Annotated in this window: 13 protein-coding genes; 4 read left to right on the forward strand and 9 right to left on the reverse strand. The window is 66.6% G+C overall.

Annotated elements, in window-relative coordinates; all coding sequences use genetic code 11:
• Positions 1-7: 7 nt before the first annotated feature.
• Positions 8-256 carry a WhiB family transcriptional regulator gene (locus tag BM372_RS00365; RefSeq protein ID WP_003804966.1) on the forward strand — a complete coding sequence of 83 codons (249 nt, stop codon included), beginning with the start codon at positions 8-10 and terminating at the stop codon, positions 254-256.
• 88 nt (positions 257-344) lie between these two features.
• Here BM372_RS00365 and BM372_RS00370 read toward each other — a convergent pair whose 3' ends face one another.
• From BM372_RS00370 to BM372_RS00385, 4 genes are read right to left on the reverse strand one after another with little or no spacing between them, the layout of a single operon-like run.
• Positions 345-1,814, reverse strand: a complete 1,470-nt coding sequence (locus tag BM372_RS00370; protein WP_090950384.1) for a sensor histidine kinase — start codon at positions 1,812-1,814, stop codon at positions 345-347.
• A gap of 35 nt (positions 1,815-1,849) precedes the next feature.
• Positions 1,850-6,727: an NAD-glutamate dehydrogenase gene (locus tag BM372_RS00375; protein ID WP_090950387.1), complete on the reverse strand. Its 4,878-nt coding sequence runs from the start codon at positions 6,725-6,727 to the stop codon at positions 1,850-1,852.
• Between the two features lie 57 nt (positions 6,728-6,784).
• Positions 6,785-8,125: a CpaE/TadZ family protein gene (locus BM372_RS00380; RefSeq protein WP_090950389.1), complete on the reverse strand. Its 1,341-nt coding sequence runs from the start codon at positions 8,123-8,125 to the stop codon at positions 6,785-6,787.
• Positions 8,122-8,766: a CpaB family protein gene (locus tag BM372_RS00385; RefSeq protein ID WP_090950392.1), complete on the reverse strand. Its 645-nt coding sequence runs from the start codon at positions 8,764-8,766 to the stop codon at positions 8,122-8,124. The genes BM372_RS00380 and BM372_RS00385 overlap by 4 nt, the downstream gene beginning before the upstream one ends.
• A 149-nt stretch (positions 8,767-8,915) precedes the next feature.
• Here BM372_RS00385 and BM372_RS00390 point away from each other — a divergent pair, with 149 nt between their 5' ends.
• Entirely contained in the window at positions 8,916-9,137 is a 222-nt protein-coding gene (locus BM372_RS00390) for a helix-turn-helix domain-containing protein (RefSeq protein ID WP_090950396.1), read from the forward strand.
• A 29-nt stretch (positions 9,138-9,166) separates the two neighbouring features.
• Here the strand turns inward: BM372_RS00390 and BM372_RS00395 are convergent, their stop codons facing one another.
• Positions 9,167-9,736: a hypothetical protein gene (locus BM372_RS00395; RefSeq protein WP_090950399.1), complete on the reverse strand. Its 570-nt coding sequence runs from the start codon at positions 9,734-9,736 to the stop codon at positions 9,167-9,169.
• Positions 9,737-9,933: 197 nt separating this feature from the next.
• Here BM372_RS00395 and BM372_RS00400 point away from each other — a divergent pair, with 197 nt between their 5' ends.
• Both BM372_RS00400 and BM372_RS00405 read left to right on the forward strand, forming a co-directional pair.
• Entirely contained in the window at positions 9,934-10,740 is an 807-nt protein-coding gene (locus tag BM372_RS00400) for a LysM peptidoglycan-binding domain-containing protein (protein ID WP_177235841.1), read from the forward strand.
• Positions 10,741-10,829: 89 nt separating this feature from the next.
• On the forward strand, positions 10,830-11,309 hold the full coding sequence (locus tag BM372_RS00405; protein WP_090950404.1) for an Rv3235 family protein: 480 nt from the start codon (positions 10,830-10,832) through the stop codon (positions 11,307-11,309).
• Positions 11,310-11,426: 117 nt separating this feature from the next.
• On the opposite strand, the gene secA is transcribed toward BM372_RS00405, so the two are convergent.
• The 4 genes from secA to BM372_RS00425 all read right to left on the reverse strand — a co-directional run bounded on the left by secA (position 11,427) and on the right by BM372_RS00425 (position 17,353).
• A complete protein-coding gene (gene secA, locus BM372_RS00410; RefSeq protein WP_090950407.1) occupies positions 11,427-14,165 on the reverse strand; it encodes a preprotein translocase subunit SecA in 2,739 nt (912 codons plus the stop codon).
• A gap of 103 nt (positions 14,166-14,268) precedes the next feature.
• Positions 14,269-15,486 (reverse strand): winged helix-turn-helix domain-containing protein, encoded by a 1,218-nt coding sequence (locus BM372_RS00415; protein ID WP_090950411.1) that lies wholly within the window; start codon positions 15,484-15,486, stop codon positions 14,269-14,271.
• Positions 15,487-15,518: 32 nt separating this feature from the next.
• A complete protein-coding gene (hpf, locus tag BM372_RS00420; protein WP_090950414.1) occupies positions 15,519-16,244 on the reverse strand; it encodes a ribosome hibernation-promoting factor, HPF/YfiA family in 726 nt (241 codons plus the stop codon).
• Between the two features lie 143 nt (positions 16,245-16,387).
• Positions 16,388-17,353 (reverse strand): ComF family protein, encoded by a 966-nt coding sequence (locus BM372_RS00425; RefSeq protein WP_090950415.1) that lies wholly within the window; start codon positions 17,351-17,353, stop codon positions 16,388-16,390.
• Positions 17,354-17,367: the final 14 nt, after the last annotated feature.

A 17,367-nucleotide genomic window follows, 5' to 3' on the forward strand; every position in this document is an offset into this window, starting at 1 on the left:
GATCAGCATGGATTGGCGTAACCGCGCAGCCTGCCTTGACAAGGACCCGGAGCTGTTCTTCCCCGTCGGCAACACCGGCCCTGCCCTCCTGCAAATCGAGGAAGCGAAAAGCGTCTGCCGGCGCTGCCCCGTTGTCGACACCTGCCTGCAATGGGCGCTGGAGTCCGGTCAGGACGCCGGCGTCTGGGGCGGCATGAGCGAGGACGAGCGCCGCGCCCTCAAGCGCCGTGCGGCACGGGCCCGGCGCGCTTCTTAGTTGCGTTGCCGGAGCACCGGCAGCTCCTGCTAGAGCCTTGCGGCAGTGGCCGCGGACCGAGAGGTCCGCGGCCACTGCCCTTTAACGGCTACTGCGTCGCAAGGTTCAAGACAATCTGGACCGCGGTTCCCCCGCCGGTGCGGGCCTGCCACTGGATGGTGCCGGCCAGTTCGCTGGTGACCAGTGTCCGGACGATCTGCAGGCCAAGGCCCTCGGTGTACGGCTTGTCCGGAAGCCCGACGCCGTCGTCCTCCACAGTCACTGTCAGGAGTTCATGCCCGTCCTCGGTCTCGGAGCGGTCGGCAATCAGCCAGACAGTGCCGGTGCGTCCCTCCAGCCCGTGCTCGACGGCGTTGGTGACCAGCTCATTGATGACGAGGGCCAGCGGGGTGGCGAAATCACTCGGCAGGTCGCCAAAGAGGCCCGAGCGCTGTGTCTTCACCTGCTGGGAGGGCGAGGCGACCTCGGCCGAGAGGCGGAACTGGCGGCCGATAAGTTCGTCAAAATCAACGCTCTGGGTCAGGCCCTGGGACAGCGTCTCATGCACCAAGGCAATGGTCGCCACCCGCCGCATGGCCTGCTCGAGCCCCTGCTTGGCCTCGTCGCTGACCATTCGCCGGGACTGCATCCGCAAGAGGGCCGCGACGGTTTGCAGATTGTTCTTCACCCGGTGATGGATTTCCCGGATGGTGGCGTCCTTGGTGACCAGTTCCATCTCCCGGCGACGCAGTTCCGAGACGTCGCGGCACAGGACCAGGGCGCCGAACCGCTGCTGCTCGTCGCGCAGCGGGATGGCACGCAGCGAAAGGCTCACGCCGCGTGACTCGATTTCGCTGCGCCACGGCATGCGCCCCGTGACGACGAGCGGCAGTGTTTCATCGACCAGGCGCCGGTCCTTCAGGAGCCCGGCGGTCACCTCGGCAAGTGAGCGGCCCTCGAGGGACTCTCCGTCGCCGAGGCGACGGAATGCGGAAACGCCGTTGGGGCTGGCGTACTGCACTATCCCCTCAGCGTCGAGCCTGATCAGACCGTCGCCCACGCGCGGGGCGCCGCGGCGTGAGCCCGTGGGCGAGGCAAAGTCCGGCCACAAGCCCAGGGTCCCCATGCGGAGCAGATCGTAGGCGCACTGCCGGTAGGTGAGTTCGAGCCGGGACGGCATCCGCGAGCTGGAGAGATCCATGTGGGACGTCACGATGGCCAGCGTGCGGCCGTTGCGCACCATGGGGACGGCTTCCACCCGCAGCGCCATGTCGCTGCTCCAGTTGGTCTCGTTGGAGCGCTCGATCACGCGGCTTTCCCACGCCTTGTCGACCAGCGGCTGCAGGTCCGACCTGATCCCCTCCCCCACGAAGTCGGTGTGGAACACCGTGTGCGTGGTGGAGGGGCGGACGTGGGCGAGTGCCACGTAGCCGAACTCAGGATGCGGGAACCACAGGGCGAGGTCGGCGAACGCGAGGTCGGCGACCATCTGCCAGTCGCCGACCAAGAGGTGCAGCCACTCGGCATCCCCCGGGCCAAAATCAGCATGCTCCCTGATAGGGTCCGTAAAGATTGCCACTACACCTCCATTTGCGACACCGGGACAGCACAGCCCTAGCGTCGGACGATTGACCTCAAGAGCCTCAATGCTACCGACAGCGAGGCCATGTCATCTGCTTCAAGCGCATTGACCTCGTCGAACATGGACTCCGCCCGGCCAAGCTGCTCCGCGTTCTGGCTCTCCCAGGCCGCCAGCCGTTCCTCGGCGGGAGTCCCGGCCGGGGTGCTGCCCAGCACCGCCGTCGTCATGTCCGAGACGGTCGAATAGAGGTCGTCACGCAGGGCCGCGCGGGCGAGGGCCTGCCACCGGTCCTTCCTCGGCAGCTTCGTGATGCGTTCTAGGAGGGAATCGACATGGAAGCGATTGAAGACCGCGTAGTACACGTGGGCGATCTCGGCCACGGGTTCCGGGCTCGCATGGACGATCTTGGCGATATCCAGCAGGACGAAGCTTTCGAACAGTTCCGCCCAGCGGTGCGCGAGGTCTTCCGGCAGCTCCCACCCGCGTGCCTTCTCCAGCCATGCGACCACCCGGGCACGGTCCTCGCCGCGCAGGTAGTCCAGCAGCCGGGCCCGCATGGGATCCATGAGCGGCTTGAATTCCGCCACGATGTCGGCGATCGGACGGGACGCGCCGCCCTGGCCCAGGAGCCAGCGGACCGCCCGGTCCAGTAGCCGCCGGATGTCCAGATGGACGGTGCACCAGTGTTCGGTCGGGAACGACGCCGGCAGCTCGTTGAGCTCCTTGACCATGATGTCCAGTTCGTAGACCTCGCGGAGGGCCACGAACGCCTTGGCGAGGGCCGATTCCGTGGCCGACGTTTCCTCAATGGCACGGAACGCGAACGTGATGCCGCCGAGGTTGATCATGTCGTTGGCCACGACGGTTGCGATGATTTCGCGGCGCAGCGGGTGGGTGTCCAGTTCGGCGTCGAACCTCTCCCGCAGCTGCTCCGGGAAGTAGGCCCGCAGCGTCGAGCGGAACCATGGATCATCGGCGAGATCGCTGTCACGCAGAGCGGAAGCAAGTTCGATCTTGGCGTAGGCAGCCAGGACTGAAAGTTCCGGAGAGGTCAGTCCCTGGCCCTGCTCCAGCCGCTCCCGCAGCTCGAGAGTCGTGGGCAGGGCCTCCAGGTCGCGTTTGAGGTCTGCCGACTTCTCCAGCCAGTCCATAAGCCGTTCGTAGCTCGGGCTCCATTCGGCCACCCGCATCCGGTCGTTGAGGAGCAGGATGTTCTGGTCGATGTTGTCCTCCAGCACCAGCCGGCCGACCTCATCTGTCATCGACGCCAGGAACGGTGCCCGTTCCCCGCTGTCCAGTTTGCCGGCCGCGACCATCCGGTCCACGAAGATCTTGATGTTGACCTCGTGGTCGGAGCAGTCCACGCCAGCGGAGTTGTCGATCGCGTCGGTGTTGAGGATGACACCCTGCAGCGCCGCTTCAATGCGTCCGCGCTGGGTCATCCCCAGGTTTCCGCCTTCGCCGACCACCTTCACGCGCAGCTCGCGGCCGTCGACGCGGATGGCGTCATTAGCCTTGTCGCCGACCTCGGCATTGGATTCCGTGCTCGCCTTGACGTAGGTGCCGATGCCGCCGTTGTAGAGCAGATCCGCCGGGGCCAGGAGGATCGCCCGCAACAGCTCCGGCGGACTGAGCTCCGTGGTGCCGTCCGGGAGGCCGAGCGCCGCGCGGACCTGGGCGGACACCGGGATGACCTTGGCCTGCCGGGCAAAGATACCGCCGCCTTCGCTGATGAGTGCCCTGTTGTAGTCGTCCCAGGAGGAACGGGGCAGTTCGAAGAGCCGCTGGCGCTCCGCGTAGGACGTCGCCGCATCGGGGGTGGGGTCCAGGAAGATGTGCCTGTGGTCGAAGGCGGCCAACAGGCGGATCTGCTTGGAGAGCAGCATCCCGTTGCCGAACACGTCGCCGGACATATCGCCGACGCCCACCACTGTGAAGGGCTCGGACTGGGTATCGAGGTCCAGTTCGCTGAAGTGCCGCTTGACCGATTCCCAGGCGCCGCGGGCGGTGATGCCCATGGCCTTGTGGTCGTAGCCCACGGAGCCGCCGGAGGCGAACGCATCGCCGAGCCAGAAGCCGTATTCGGCGGCCAGCCCGTTGGCGATGTCGGAGAAGGAGGCCGTGCCCTTGTCGGCCGCGACCACGAGGTAGGAGTCGTCGTCGTCGTGGCGGACGACGTCGGCGGGCGGCGTGACGGTCTGGCCCTCCGGCGTCACGATGAGGTTGTCCGTGATGTCCAGGAGCCCGCGGATGAACGTCTTGTAGCTCTCGATGCCCTCGGCCATCCAGGCACTGCGGTCGCTCGCTGGGTCCGGGAGCTGCTTGGCGTAGAACCCGCCCTTCGCGCCGGTGGGGACGATGACGGCGTTCTTGACGGTCTGTGCCTTGACGAGCCCCAGGATTTCGGTGCGGAAGTCTTCGCGCCGGTCCGACCAGCGCAGCCCGCCGCGGGCCACCTTCCCGAAGCGCAGGTGTACGCCTTCCACGCGGGGCGAGTAGACCCAGATTTCGAACATCGGACGCGGGAACGGCAGTCCGTCGACGGCCGCCGGGCTCAGCTTGAAGCTGACGTGCGTCTTGTTCTGGAAGTAGTTGGTTCGCACGGTGGCCCGGATCAGGTTGGCGAAGGTCCGCAGCACGCGGTCGGCGTCCAGGGTGGCGACGTTTTCGATGGCGGCGTCCAGTTCGGCGCCGACTTGCTCCTGCTTAAGCTGGCGTTCGGCGTCGCTCAGCGCGGGATCGAATCGTGCGGCAAAGAGTCCGGTCAGCGCCCGGGCCACGTCCGGGTTTCCCAGTAGGGTGTCGGAGATGAACCCAAAGGAGTTGGTGTTGCCCATTTGCCGCATGTACTTGGCGTAGGCCCGCAGCACCACCACCTTGCGCCAGTGTATGCCCTCCCGCAGGACCAGCCGGTCGAAGCTGTCCGATTCCACGGCGCCGGTGACGGCAGCGCCGAAGGACTCGCCCAGCAGCTGGCCTGTGGCCTGGGGGTCCACACCTGCCGGGTACTTCAGGCCGAGGTCGTAGAGGAAGTAGTCGCGGTGATCCGCGGTCTCGATTTCAAACGGGCGTTCGTCCAGGACCTCAAGGCCGAGGTTGTGGAAATACGGCAGGATCTGGCTCAGGCTCTTCGGCTCCAGCATGTACAGCTTGACGCGGGCGTCCTCTTCCAGGGTGGCTCCGGCGCCTTCGGGCAGGTACACGTGGACGCCGGGCTGTTCCCGGACGGCTTCGCCGGCCCGTTCGGCCGCGGCGCCGTACTTTTCGAAGCGGTCGATGTCCGTCAGCGCGTCTTCGATCTCGTAATCCACCCGGTAGCCGGCCGGGAACGCTTCGGCCCAGTTGGCTGCCAGTTCTTTGGCATCGTTCTCCCCGAGGCCGGCACCGCCGCCGTCGCCGCGGGCGCGCAGGACCTCGGCAATGCCCTCACCCCAAGAGCGGGCGGCCCGGACCAGGCGCTTCTCCAGCTCATCGCTGTTGATGTTGCTGACGTCGGAGTCCTTCGGCAGCCGGATCCTGAAGAAGAGTCGGGCGAGGGCGGATTCGGTCATCCGCGCCTCAAAGTCGATCGACACGGCGTTGAAGGTCTCCCGCAGTTCCTGCTCGATGCGGAGCCGGACGTTCGTCGTGTAGCGGTCGCGGGGGAGGTAGACGAGGGCGGACATAAACCGGCCGTAGATGTCCGGGCGGAGGAACAAACGCGTGCGACGTCGTTCCTGCAGCCGCTGGATTCCGTTGGCGATGGCGGCAAGGTCCGGGATTTCGATCTGGAAAAGCTCGTCCCGGGGGTAGGTTTCGAGGATGCCCAGCAGGTCTTTGCCCGAGTGCGAGTCCGGCGGGAAACCGGCGTCTTTGAGGACGGCGGCCACCTTTTCCCGGACCACGGGGATCTCCCGGACGGAGCCGGCGTAGGCGGTGGTGGCGAAGAGACCGATGAAGCGGCGTTCGCCGTTGACGTTTCCGGCGGCGTCGAAGCTCTTGACGCCGATGTAGTCCAGGTACGCCGAGCGGTGCACGGTGGAGCGCGAGTTCGCCTTCGTGATCACAAGGGCGCGCTTCTCGCGAGCCTTCCTCCTGCCCGCCTCGGTGAGGTGCTGGACCTGGCGGGTGTCGGCGCCGCCGCGCAGCAATCCGAGTCCGCTCTCCTCACGCAGTTCCAGGACGTCCTCGCCGGATTCGTTCACGAGGTCGTATTCGCGGTAGCCCAGGAAAGTGAAGTTCCCGTCGTCGAGCCAGCGGAGCAGTTCCTGGGCCTGCCGCAACTCGGCAATCTGGGCACGGTCGACCGTCCGGTCCAGGTCCGCGGCGATTTCCAGCGCCTTTGTGCGCATCTTCGGCCAGTCTTCGACGGCGGCGCGGACGTCGCCGAGCACGCGGGTGATTCCCTTGATCAGATCCGCGCGCTTCTCCTCGCCGACCGGGTCGATTTCGACGGCGATCCACGACTCCATGTGGGAGGCGTTGTCCCCCTGGGCGATCAAGTGGGAGAGGTTCGGCATGGCCGCGGTATCGCCGCTGGAAATGCCCAGGTGGGAGGGAACGCGCTCGACCTTGACCAGTTGGCCGGTCTCGCGGTTGCGGGAGACCACGAAGAGTGGGTGCAGGACCAGGTGGATGGGCGCTTTCTGGCGGACCAGCTCGGCGTTCACGGAGTCCACGAGGAAAGGCATGTCATCGGTGACGATAAACACGACGCTGCAGTCGGCCTCGTTCCGCACTTCGATGTTCGCGATCCCCGGCCGGCGCTTTGCCGCGAGCTGGCGGTGGGCGTCCGCCCTTTCCGTCAGGATTTCCTCGGAATAGGCCCCGCGGTCCTCCTCCGCAAGATGTTCGTAGTAATCCCCGAGGTAGCTTGCGCCCCTGCTACCGATCGAAACGGGCTGATCCTCCACGCTGGACCCAGACGACATCGAAACGCCTCCATAAAAGAAGTTCACGGCCGCCTCTTTGCGGCTCTTACGATGACCCTAACCCTTTGCCAGACGCCGTGCTGTAGAAGAAAAGCCAAAGGAATCCGCTTTTCGCTGGGCAGGTGCACAAGCCAATTTTGCGATGGCCCGGCGCAGCTCTGATTCGGGGGCGGATTCGAGCAAAAGAGCTCCAGCCAGCAGGGCGGCATCGCTCGCCGCAGGGTCGGAGGGCAGGAACGCCGAGAGCGACGCCGCCGGGCCGTACCGCTCCCACGCGGCCCGGAGCTGGCGCTCCGGGGACCGGCCCACGGCGGCGGCCCGGACCTTGTTCAGCACCACTTGGGGCGCTGCCTGCGGAACGGCTGCCTGCAGCTCAGCCAGACCCCGGACCAGCCGGGGCACTCCGATGGAGTCGGCGGCCCCCACGGCAAAGACTGTGTCGGCCGACTCCAGGCTCTTCAGGGTCGCCGCGTTCCTGCGCGGCGCGCCGGTGTCGAAGCTGAGCTCCTCATCGGCCTCCAGGCAAAAGCCGGTGTCAATTACGGTGACGTCCGCGACCTCCCGTGCCCGCTCCAGCACCAGCGTGAGCGCCGCGGCGCGCAATTCCGTCCAGCGGTCGGCCCGCGTGATCCCGGTGAGCACGCGAAACGTCCCCGCCTTGGTCGCCACGGGAGTGGCGATCCGAAGCAGGGCGTCGGCGTCGAGCAGACCCTGATCTGCCAGCCGGCAGGCCTGGGCCAGCCCCGCGGCCTCGTCGAGTAGTCCCAGCAGGGCGGCCACGCTGGCACCATAGCTGTCGGCATCGACCAGCAGCACGGATTGTCCTTCCGCGGCGAGCTCGCCTGCGATGTTGGCAGCAACCAGCGTCCGGCCCGGCGCGCCGGCCGGTCCCCAGACCGCAATGATCCGCCCCTTCCCGGTAGGTCCCCGGGACGCCGTCGCGTGCCCTCCGGACGTCCGGGTGGCATGCCCAGGCTCCATGGAGTCGGTGGCGTACCCGCCGCCTTGAACGCCATCCGTCGCGGTAAGCCCCGGCCGGGCGACGGGGCCGCTGAGCTTTGCCACCGCAGCAGAAATCCGTGCCGCCAAAGCCGCAGCGTCAACACCGCGGGCTTCTGTTGCCACGCCGATGGTCCACAGGCGGGCGGTTTCCTCGGGGTTGTCGCTCAATGCGACCACAACGACGCCGACGGCGGACAGACGGTCCACCAGTGAGGCCGTCAACTCCTCGCTACCAGCCGCGACGACGGCGGCCCGGGCGAGGCCACTCTGGCAGGCGGCCAGTAATTCGGCCAGCTCACTGCACCGCCGGACAACGGAGACGGGCCCGTGGAGTCGTTCCAGACCGCCCACCAGGTCATCGCGCGAGTCCCCTACCGTCACCACGGGAATGCTCATCGCGCGGTACCGCCGGGGTTCCAGACAACTGCGATCTTTGCCTTGTTCGCCTGTGCGCCCAGCAGTTTCGGCATCTGGGCATCCGGGACAAGGATCATGACCACCGTGGAACGGGAGGACCCCAAGGCGGTACTCCCCGCGGTGATTTGGGCGATTTCGGCGCCGGACAGGAGCAGGGTGGGTTCGCTGAAGCCGTTGCGGGCGTCCGGCAGGGCCACCCAGACGTCCACGCGGGAGCCCGCCACGGCCTGGCTGGGGAGGCTTTCCTCGACAGTGACGGCGACGGGCTTGCGGTTCAGGACATCGAGCTGCCCCACGCTTTCACGCGGCAACAGCTGATCCTTGCCTATTCGTTGCACGGCCACGAGTCCGGTATCCAGGCCGGACTCCGGGGTCAGGTAGCCCTGTTCAACATCACCTAGCCGAACCTTGACCCGATGCAGCTTGTCTGCGGTCAGTGTCTCCCCGACGGCGATCGGCTCTCGTGCGGCATACGCTTCCGTGGTCTGGTCCGCGGCACCGACCAGTGAGACCACTCCTGCCACGGACGCCAGGACCAGCAGGATTCCGACGAGGAGCCTCGGGTCTTTCCAGGAAGGCTTCTTCAAACGGGCTCCCCCGGCTGCCGCGCTTCCACTCATGCGTCCGTCCCCCTGTCGTCGCCGTCCTTCCCGGATGCCGGCCACCCCTATTGTTACGCCCCCGCGGTCCGGGCGGAAGATGCAGGAACAAACAAGGACAAACTGTGGATAAGGGCGCCACCTGGCGCCAACGGTGGCAAAATGGGCATATGCCCCGATTCCTGACGCTCGCAGACGTTGCCGAACAGCTCCAGATCAATTCACCGGCCGCCTATGCACTTGTTCGCAGCGGAGAGTTGAAGGCGATCCAGGTCGGCGGGCGCGGCCAGTGGCGTGTTGAGGAAACGATGCTCGAGCAGTACATCCAGGAGCGCTACGCTGAGGCCAGCCGCATGATCGAAGAGGCCAAGGCGAAGTCTGCCGGGCGCTGAACCTAAGCGGCGGGCTAACTGTCTGCGGCCTAATTGCCCGCGGGGCTGGCAGACCTGATGCCCGCGAGGGCCGCAAAGGGAATGGTCACCACCTGGCGGACGCCCGCCGCACGCCGGTCTTCCCCCTCCCGCATCACCGCAAGGTCCAGGAAATCCCGGCCCACCGTGTCGATGACGCCATACTGCTCCGCCTCTGCCCGCCCGCGTGCAACAACAATTGTCACCGGTGCGCGACTCCCGGCGAGTCCCCGGAGGGCGCTGCCAAGGCCTAGCCGCTGGCGGACCCTTGACGGTTCGGGGACCGCCAGCCGCGATAGACCCGCAAACTGCGCGGCCGCGGCGTAGGGAATGAGTACCTGGTGCATGGACTCATCGAGGACCAGGGCTTCGCTGCCCGCGTGGCTCAGCGCCCCCTCGAAGGCGGCCCCGGACGACACGTGAACCCGGATGCTCAGTCCCAGGGATCCGCGGAGCCGGTCGGCTAACTCCACCTTGGCCGCGTCCACCAGCGCCCGTTCCGCTACTTCCGCCTCAAAGTCCAGCCGCTGGCGCGCGGCCAGTTGTGCCTCCATGTCGTTGAACAGCGCGTCCCACCGCATTGCGCCAGCGTAGGCGCGCCTCCTGCACCGGTCAATACATGCGGGGCAACCTCCCGGGTCAGTCCGATGGCGTTATCCACAGGCGTCCTGCTGCCTCTGGACATACCTATCCCGCCGGATCAAACTGAATCGAAACATACCAAAGAGCATCTAAATGCATCGAACTGTATTAAACAATAATGGAAGGGAGCGGGAGGATGGACCGGAGAGCAGCACGCCCACCCCAGGCCCAGCGGCAGGCACTCCGGGCCGATGCGGCAATGGCCGCCGTGATCCTGGTTCTGGGTGTTGTCCTCGCCCTCACGGGAAGCTTCCTCATTCAGCGCTGGCACACGGCCTCGGCCCACCAGCAGTCAATGTCCTTTGAGGACCAGCTGGGGGTCGCGGCAAATACCGCGGGACTGATCGTCATCGTCTGGTGGGTCATGTCCTTCGCCATTGCCGCTACGGCGGCCCTCCTTGACCGTGTCGGCAGGACCCGGGCGGCGGCGGCCACAGGGCGGTTCAGCCCGGCGTTCATGCGCCGGCTGGTTCTCGCCGCCGTCGGACTTCAGCTGGCCGCCGCACCGCTCGCCAACGCCGCCGTCCCGCACGACGTGCCGGGTCCCGGCCGCCCTGCCCCGACGGCGGTGTCGGCCTGGACGCCCTCCCGCGTCACGCTATCCGCCCACTCTGCCTCGTCACCGCCACCGCAGCCTGAAGGTCCCGCCGCAAGTTCCGCGGTGGATCCGCGGTGGAAGCCAGTGCGTCCGACGGTGGAGGCCGGTCCCCTGACCGCACGGCACGTCCGGGACCAGGACACCGCGGACGCCAGGAGAGAGGTCACTGTCCGCTCCGGTGATTCGCTGTGGAGCATCGCTGCGGCCGCGCTGGGACCGTTCGCGACCGACGCCGACATCGCCAGGGAGTGGCCCCGGCTGTATGCGGGCAACCGGGACGTCATCGGGGCCAATCCGCACTTCTTGCGGCCGGGACAGGTCCTGCTCCTGCCGCCGGGAATGTAAAGAACACCGCCACACCGCACCAGCACCAGCACCAGCACCAGCACCAGCCGGATGATGATCCGGCATCCGCCACCAACCGAGGAAGTGTCATGAATGCAGCCACCGGGATCGGCACCGCGTCGATCCCAGCCCGTTCCGCCCCCGCCCTCCGCGTTGTCTCCGGCACGGCAACCCCGGCCGTGCGCCCCGCGCAGGACCGTCCGGCCCTGCACGCGGTTGACGAGGCCCGTGAGATTTGCGCGATTTCCCGCGCCACCGTGCAGGCGGCCATCGAAGTGCTGGCCGGAACGCGGCCCGCACAGCAGCTCTCCCGCCGGCTGGACCCGCGGTGCCTGGCGGCCCTGCAGCACCGTGCCGCGCTCACCCGGCGGGTTGCCTCTGGCGCCTCGCCTACCGCAGGCCGGCTGCACCGCAACCCGTCGGTCCGCTCCGTCCGGGCGTGCCGGGTATCCGAGGACGTCTACGAGGCCAGCGCGGTGGTGGCCGAGGAGTCGCGGGTCCGAGCGGTCGCCTTGAGGCTCGAGCGCGGTACCGCGGCCTGGCGTGTCACGGTCCTGGAAATCGGCTGAAAGCCGGCCGGGGCCGGATTCGCGCCCAGAGAGAAGCCGGATTTGCGAGGGAAGGGAGGCGCAACGGCAGGAGGACCGGAACAGTTGTTCCGGTCCTCCTGCCGAGTGCGGTAGCTCCTAGCGCCGCTTCTTCTTCGCGGTGCGGCGGCCGATATCCTGCGCGGCTGCCTTGGCCGGGTTCCCTGAGCGCCCGGAGCTCTTGGCTTCGATCCGCGTCTGGGCAGCGCCGTCCTCGCCGGGGGCGGTGTACTGCAGCTGGGCGGGCTTCTCCGGGGCTTCGAGGCCTGCGGCATGGATCTGCGGCTCGTGGTGTTCCGTGTGCTCGCCCGCGGTGTCCGCCACCACAACATCCTCGGCAGGGGTCACCTCGACGTCGAGGTTGAACAGGAAGCCGACGCTCTCCTCACGGATTGCTTCCATCATGGCCTGGAACATGATGAAGCCTTCGCGCTGGTACTCCACCAGAGGATCGCGCTGGGCCATGGCGCGCAGCCCGATGCCCTCCTTGAGGTAGTCCATCTCGTACAGGTGTTCCTGCCACTTCCGCCCGATCACGGACAGAACCACCCGGCGCTCGAGTTCGCGCATGCTTTCGGCGCCGATGGCCTGCTCCCTTGCCTGGTAGACCAGGCGGGCGTCGGAAAGGATCTCCTCCCTTAGGAAGTCAACCGTGACGCGCGACTTGCCGCCGGCCTCGTCGATGAGGTCGCGCGGCGTGAAGCTGACCGGGTACAGCGTCTTGAGGTTGGACCACAGGAGGTTGAAGTCCCAGTCGTCGCCGGTGCCCTCGACCGTGGCCTCGTCAATGAAGGCGTTAATGGTGTCTTCCAGGAAGTACTGGACCTTCTCGTGGAGGTCATCGCCCTCCAGAATGCGGCGCCGGTCACCGTAAATGGCTTCACGCTGGCGGTTCAGGACGTCGTCGTACTTCAGCACGTTCTTGCGCTGTTCGGCGTTGCGGCTTTCCACCTGGCCCTGGGCCGAGGCGATGGCGCGCGAGACGAGCTTGGACTCAAGCGCGACGTCGTCTGGAACCGAGCTGTTCATGAGCCGTTCGGCAGCGCCGGAATTGAACAGGCGCATCAGGTCGTCGGTCAGCGACAGGTAGAACCGGGACTCACCGGGGTCGCCCTGGCGTCCGGACCGGCCGCGGAGCTGGTTGTCGATGCGGCGTGACTCGTGCCGCTCCGTGCCGAGGACGTAGAGGCCACCCAGGTCGAGGACTTCCTCGTGTTCGTCCTTGACGGCCTGCTTGGCGGATTCGAAAGCTTCGGGCCAGGCGCTCTCGTATTCCTCGGAATTGTCCTCCGGGTCCAGTCCGCGCTTGGCCAGTTCGGCGACGGCGGTGAATTCGGCGTTGCCGCCAAGCATGATGTCGGTACCGCGGCCGGCCATGTTGGTGGCAACTGTCACGGCGCCCTTGCGGCCGGCCTGGGCCACGATGGAGGCTTCCCGGGCATGGTTCTTGGCGTTCAGGACCTCATGCCGGATGCCTTCCTTGGCCAGCAGCCGGGAGAGGTATTCGCTCTTCTCAACGCTGGTGGTGCCGACGAGCACCGGCTGGCCCTTTTCGTGCCGTTCGGCGATGTCCCTGACGACGGCGTCAAACTTGACGGTCTCGTTCTTGTAAACCAGGTCGGCCTGGTCCATCCGCTGCATGTCGCGGTTGGTGGGGATGGCCACGACACCGAGCTTGTAGGTGCTCATGAATTCGGCGGCCTCGGTCTCGGCCGTGCCGGTCATGCCGGACAGCTTGTCATACATGCGGAAGTAGTTCTGCAGCGTGACGGTGGCCAGCGTCTGGTTCTCGGCCTTGATCTCGACGCCTTCCTTGGCTTCGATGGCCTGGTGCATGCCCTCGTTGTAACGGCGTCCGGCAAGGATGCGGCCGGTGTGCTCATCGACAATCAGCACCTCCCCGTCGAGGATGACGTAGTCCTTGTCCCGCTTGAACAGTTCCTTGGCCTTGATGGCGTTGTTCAGGAAGCCGATCAGCGGGGTGTTGGCGGACTCGTACAGGTTGTGGATGCCGAGGTAGTCCTCGATCTTCTCAATGCCGGCCTCGAGGACGCCGACGGTGCGCTTCTTCTCATCGACCTCGTAGTCGGTCTCTGGCTGCAGTCGCGTGACGACCTTGGCGAACTCGCTGTACCAGCGGTTGGTGTCCCCCTGCGCCGGGCCGGAGATGATGAGCGGGGTGCGGGCCTCGTCGATCAGGATCGAGTCCACTTCGTCGACGATGGCAAAGTGGTGGCCGCGCTGGACGAGTTCAGACTTGTCCCACGCCATGTTGTCGCGGAGGTAGTCGAACCCGAATTCGTTGTTGGTGCCGTAGGTGATATCCGCGGCGTACTGTTCGCGCCGCACAGCAGGGTCTTGGTTGGACAGGATGCAACCGCTGGTCAGGCCAAGGAAGCGGTAGACGCGGCCCATGAGGTCCGACTGGTATTCGGCGAGGTAGTCGTTCACGGTCACCACGTGCACGCCATTGCCGGCGAGGGCGTTGAGGTAGGCCGGAGCGGTGGCCACCAGGGTCTTGCCTTCACCGGTCTTCATCTCGGCGATGTTGCCCAGGTGCAAAGCGGCGCCGCCCATGAGCTGGACGTCGAAGTGGCGCATGCCGAGGGTACGGGACGAGGCCTCGCGTACGGCGGCGAAGGCCTCGGGCAGCAGATCGTCCAGTTTTTCACCGTCCCGGTGGCGTTCGCGCAGACGGTCGGTCTCTTCACGGAGCTCAGCGTCCGTGAAGGTCTGGAAGGAGCTCTCCAGGGCGTTAATGGAATCGGCATAGTTCCGCAGTTGCCGTAGGGTTTTTTTATCACCCGTGCGGAGAAGTTTTTCGATAAGTGATGCCACGTGAAGTTGCTCCCAGTCTCAAGCTGCCGAATTCTGGCGTGTTTAGTCTACGGGAGAGACACAGTGCCGGTGGCGCCTGTTCCCTCATAGCGGATACTGCGATTTACCGGGCAACCACTGCTTCGGCGAGCGCGGGCGCGAAGTCTCCCGCCGGGGAAACAACCACCTCGTCCAGTCCCAGCCACTCTGCCATGAGCTGCAGTTCCGCGGCGAGTTCGACGGCGGTGTCATCCGGTGCGCCGGCTTCGGCGTGGGCGGCCCGCACCAGGAGCCGGCCGCCAGCCCTGTCGGCCTTGAGGTCCACCCGCGCGACGATCGCGTCGCGCAGCAGGAACGGCAGGACGTAGTAGCCGTAGCGCCGCTTCGGTTCAGGGGTGTAGATCTCGATCCGGTAGCGGAACCCGAACAGTTCCTCGAGCCGCCGCCGTTCGAACACCAGGGAGTCGAAGGGGCTCAGGAGCGCACGTCCCGTGGTGGCGCGCGGAAGTTTCGCCTCCGCGTGACGGTACAGGGGCCGGTCCCAGCCGGCCACCGTGACCGGCAGGAGCCGGCCCGTGTCCACAAGGTTCCGCACCGCCGCGGCTGCGGCCTTCTGCGGGGTCCGGAAGTAGTCCGCGAAACACCGGACGGTGCCGATACCGTGGGCCTGTGCGGCGGCGTCGATCAGCCGGTCCATCGCGGCGGCGGCGTCCACTTCAGGAGCCGGCATTCCTCCGGCCGTTGCGGGAAGCACCTTGGCGGTGAGGGTATAGCGCCGTTCGAAGGATTCGGTCCGCGAGAATGCCGAGACGAGGCCTTCCTCGAACAGATCTTCCAGGACCCTTTTGACGGCATTCCAGTTCCAGCCCCAGTTGTCCCGCTGCCGGTCCTCGACATGGCCAAGCCGGGCCGTCAGTTCGGCGGCCGTCATCGGCTTGCCGGCCGCCAGGGTTTCCAGCACCTGGGCCGCCACGCCGTTGCGCAGTTCAGGGTCCATGGCGTGCGCGCCGACCCATTTGCGGTTCTGCCACTGCACGAGGTCGTGGAAGTGGTCCGGCCGGATGAAGCAGGCCTCGTGCGCCCAGTACTCCATCATCCGGCGCGGGTGGGTCCCCGCCATCCGTTGCAGGATTGTGCGGTCGTAGTTGCCCAGCCTGGAAAAGAACGGCAGGAAGTGGCTGCGGGACACAACATTGACGGAGTCAATCTGGACCAGGTGCAGCCGGGCAAAGGTACGGCCCACCGCCCGTGCTGTCACGGGTCCGGTAGGCCGTTCCTTGTCCAATCCTTGGGCTGCCAATGCGATCCGCCGTGCCTGTGCCAGGCTCAGCGATGCGTGCACGTCAGTCCCTTCGTCGGATGTCCTGCCCCAGCTTATGCGCTGGCGGGCTCATCCTCCGACCGGTAGGCAAGGATTTTCTCTTCCACGGTCGAATGTCCGGGCTCACACGTCTGGTCGAGGGAGATGACCCCATAGGTCCAGCCGTCCCGGCGGTACACGACCGACGGCGCCTTGGTCTCCTTGTCGACGAACAGGTAGAAGTCGTGGCCCACAAGTTCCATGTTGTCGACTGCGTCGTCCAGCGTGAGCTGGGAGGCAGGGAACACCTTCCGGCGGATCAGCACGGGCGAATCGCCAGCCGGAATGTCATTCTCGACGTCGTACGGCGATTTCTCTGCCGCCGGAACCGTCGCCTCCTGCTGGTGGGCCGCCTCCACGAAGAGCGGTTCGCTGGGGCTTGCCGGCTCCAGGGTTGCCGTCGCCTCAGTGACGGACTTCGGGGTGTGCCTGCCGTGGTGGACCTTCCTGCGGTCCCTGGCCCTGCGCAGGCGTTCAAGAAGCTTGTTGTAAGCGAGATCGAACGCAGCGAACTTGTCGGCGGCACTCGCTTCTGCGCGGATTACTGGGCCGCGTCCCAGGACTGTCAACTCAACCGTGAGCGATTCGGCGGTCTGGCGGGCTTTGGTCTCCTTGGTGACCTTCGCGTCTACCCTCTGGACCTTGTCTCCCAACGAGGCGATCTTCGAGATCTTGTCGTCGGCATATTCGCGGAACCGGTCGGAGACCGTCAAGTTGCGTCCGCTGATCATGAACTCCATGGTGCCCTCCAAATGACTTCGGTGACACGACGGCGGCACTTCGGGGGCACGATCTGCATGACAGTCGAGCCCCTTTCCGAGCCGCTATCGACAGGTACATCTGTTCTTGGTACCCATCTTCGACGTTAGTTCATAGCCATCTGTTATTCATCCTTTTCCGGTTTATTTTTTTCCTTCCGGCCACCCACCACTGCCACCGCAGGGGTGCGCGCGGCCAGGCCGGCATTGACCGGCGGGCGTGTCGCGGCGACCACAACGGCGCCCCCGACGACGGCGCCTGCTGCCCGCAGGGCACGGGATGCCTCGGCGAGTGTTGCTCCGGTGGTCAGCACGTCATCGACAATGATGCAGATGCGTCCCTCGACCCTGGGTGACCACGGCCCGGCCCGCACCCGCATGGATCCCCGAACGCGCCGGGCCCGGGCGCCCCGGTCCAGTCCCTTCTGCCCGTTGGTCCCCCTGCCGGGCGGGTAGCGGACCCCGTCCCGGACCGCCCGTGCACGGCTCTCCCGGCGACGGGTTTTTCGCAATGCGTCTGCAAGCGTGAACTCCTCCATGTCATGGCTTCGAATGAGCCGGCGGAGCAGGAGATGGACCGGACTGAAGCCGCGCTTGCGGAAGGCGGCGGCGCTGGTGGGCACCGGGACGAGGATGACTCCCGGCGCTGGCCCGGCGGCGGCATGGAGTGCGCGCGCCAGGCTCCGCGCCAGCTCACCGCCAAGCCTGGCCTGGCCGTGGCGCTTGAAGGACAGCAGGCATTGCGCCAGTTCGGCCCGGTAAGTCCCGGCGGCCACCACGGGAAGCAGGACGGAACCGTCCATGTCCATCAGCGCCGGTGCCTGGGCCTCGGCCCGGAACGGCTTCAGGGTCAGCGCGCGCACCTGCCGGGAACAGGCTGCGCACAGTGCCGAGTCCTCCGCGCCGCAGCACACGCAATCCACGGGCAGCGCGAGGGCGAGCAGCTCGGCCCCTGCTGCCGCCGCCCGGTCGAACAACCGTGCCAGCGGCCGCGCGTACAGGCCACGGTGCCTCGCCGCCGTCGGGGCGGCCGGGGAGAGGTCCGGGTCCGCCGCTCGATTCCAGGCGTCCTGGCGGGTACTACTGCTCATCCTCCGATGGTGGA

This window comes from Arthrobacter sp. ov118 (assembly GCF_900116495.1).
GTDB lineage: Bacteria > Actinomycetota > Actinomycetes > Actinomycetales > Micrococcaceae > Arthrobacter.

What these genes read in the sequence shown, in the direction of transcription:
- BM372_RS00380 (WP_090950389.1), bottom strand. Translation starts at nt 8,125, where the DNA reads ATGAGCATTCCCGTGGTGACGGTAGGGGACTCGCGCGATGACCTGGTG.
- BM372_RS00390 (WP_090950396.1), top strand. Translation starts at nt 8,916, where the DNA reads ATGCCCCGATTCCTGACGCTCGCAGACGTTGCCGAACAGCTCCAGATC.
- BM372_RS00365 (WP_003804966.1), top strand. Translation starts at nt 8, where the DNA reads ATGGATTGGCGTAACCGCGCAGCCTGCCTTGACAAGGACCCGGAGCTG.
- BM372_RS00375 (WP_090950387.1), bottom strand. Translation starts at nt 6,727, where the DNA reads ATGTCGTCTGGGTCCAGCGTGGAGGATCAGCCCGTTTCGATCGGTAGC.
- BM372_RS00425 (WP_090950415.1), bottom strand. Translation starts at nt 17,353, where the DNA reads ATGAGCAGTAGTACCCGCCAGGACGCCTGGAATCGAGCGGCGGACCCG.
- BM372_RS00400 (WP_177235841.1), top strand. Translation starts at nt 9,934, where the DNA reads ATGGACCGGAGAGCAGCACGCCCACCCCAGGCCCAGCGGCAGGCACTC.
- BM372_RS00395 (WP_090950399.1), bottom strand. Translation starts at nt 9,736, where the DNA reads ATGCGGTGGGACGCGCTGTTCAACGACATGGAGGCACAACTGGCCGCG.
- BM372_RS00405 (WP_090950404.1), top strand. Translation starts at nt 10,830, where the DNA reads ATGAATGCAGCCACCGGGATCGGCACCGCGTCGATCCCAGCCCGTTCC.
- BM372_RS00385 (WP_090950392.1), bottom strand. Translation starts at nt 8,766, where the DNA reads ATGAGTGGAAGCGCGGCAGCCGGGGGAGCCCGTTTGAAGAAGCCTTCC.
- hpf (WP_090950414.1), bottom strand. Translation starts at nt 16,244, where the DNA reads ATGGAGTTCATGATCAGCGGACGCAACTTGACGGTCTCCGACCGGTTC.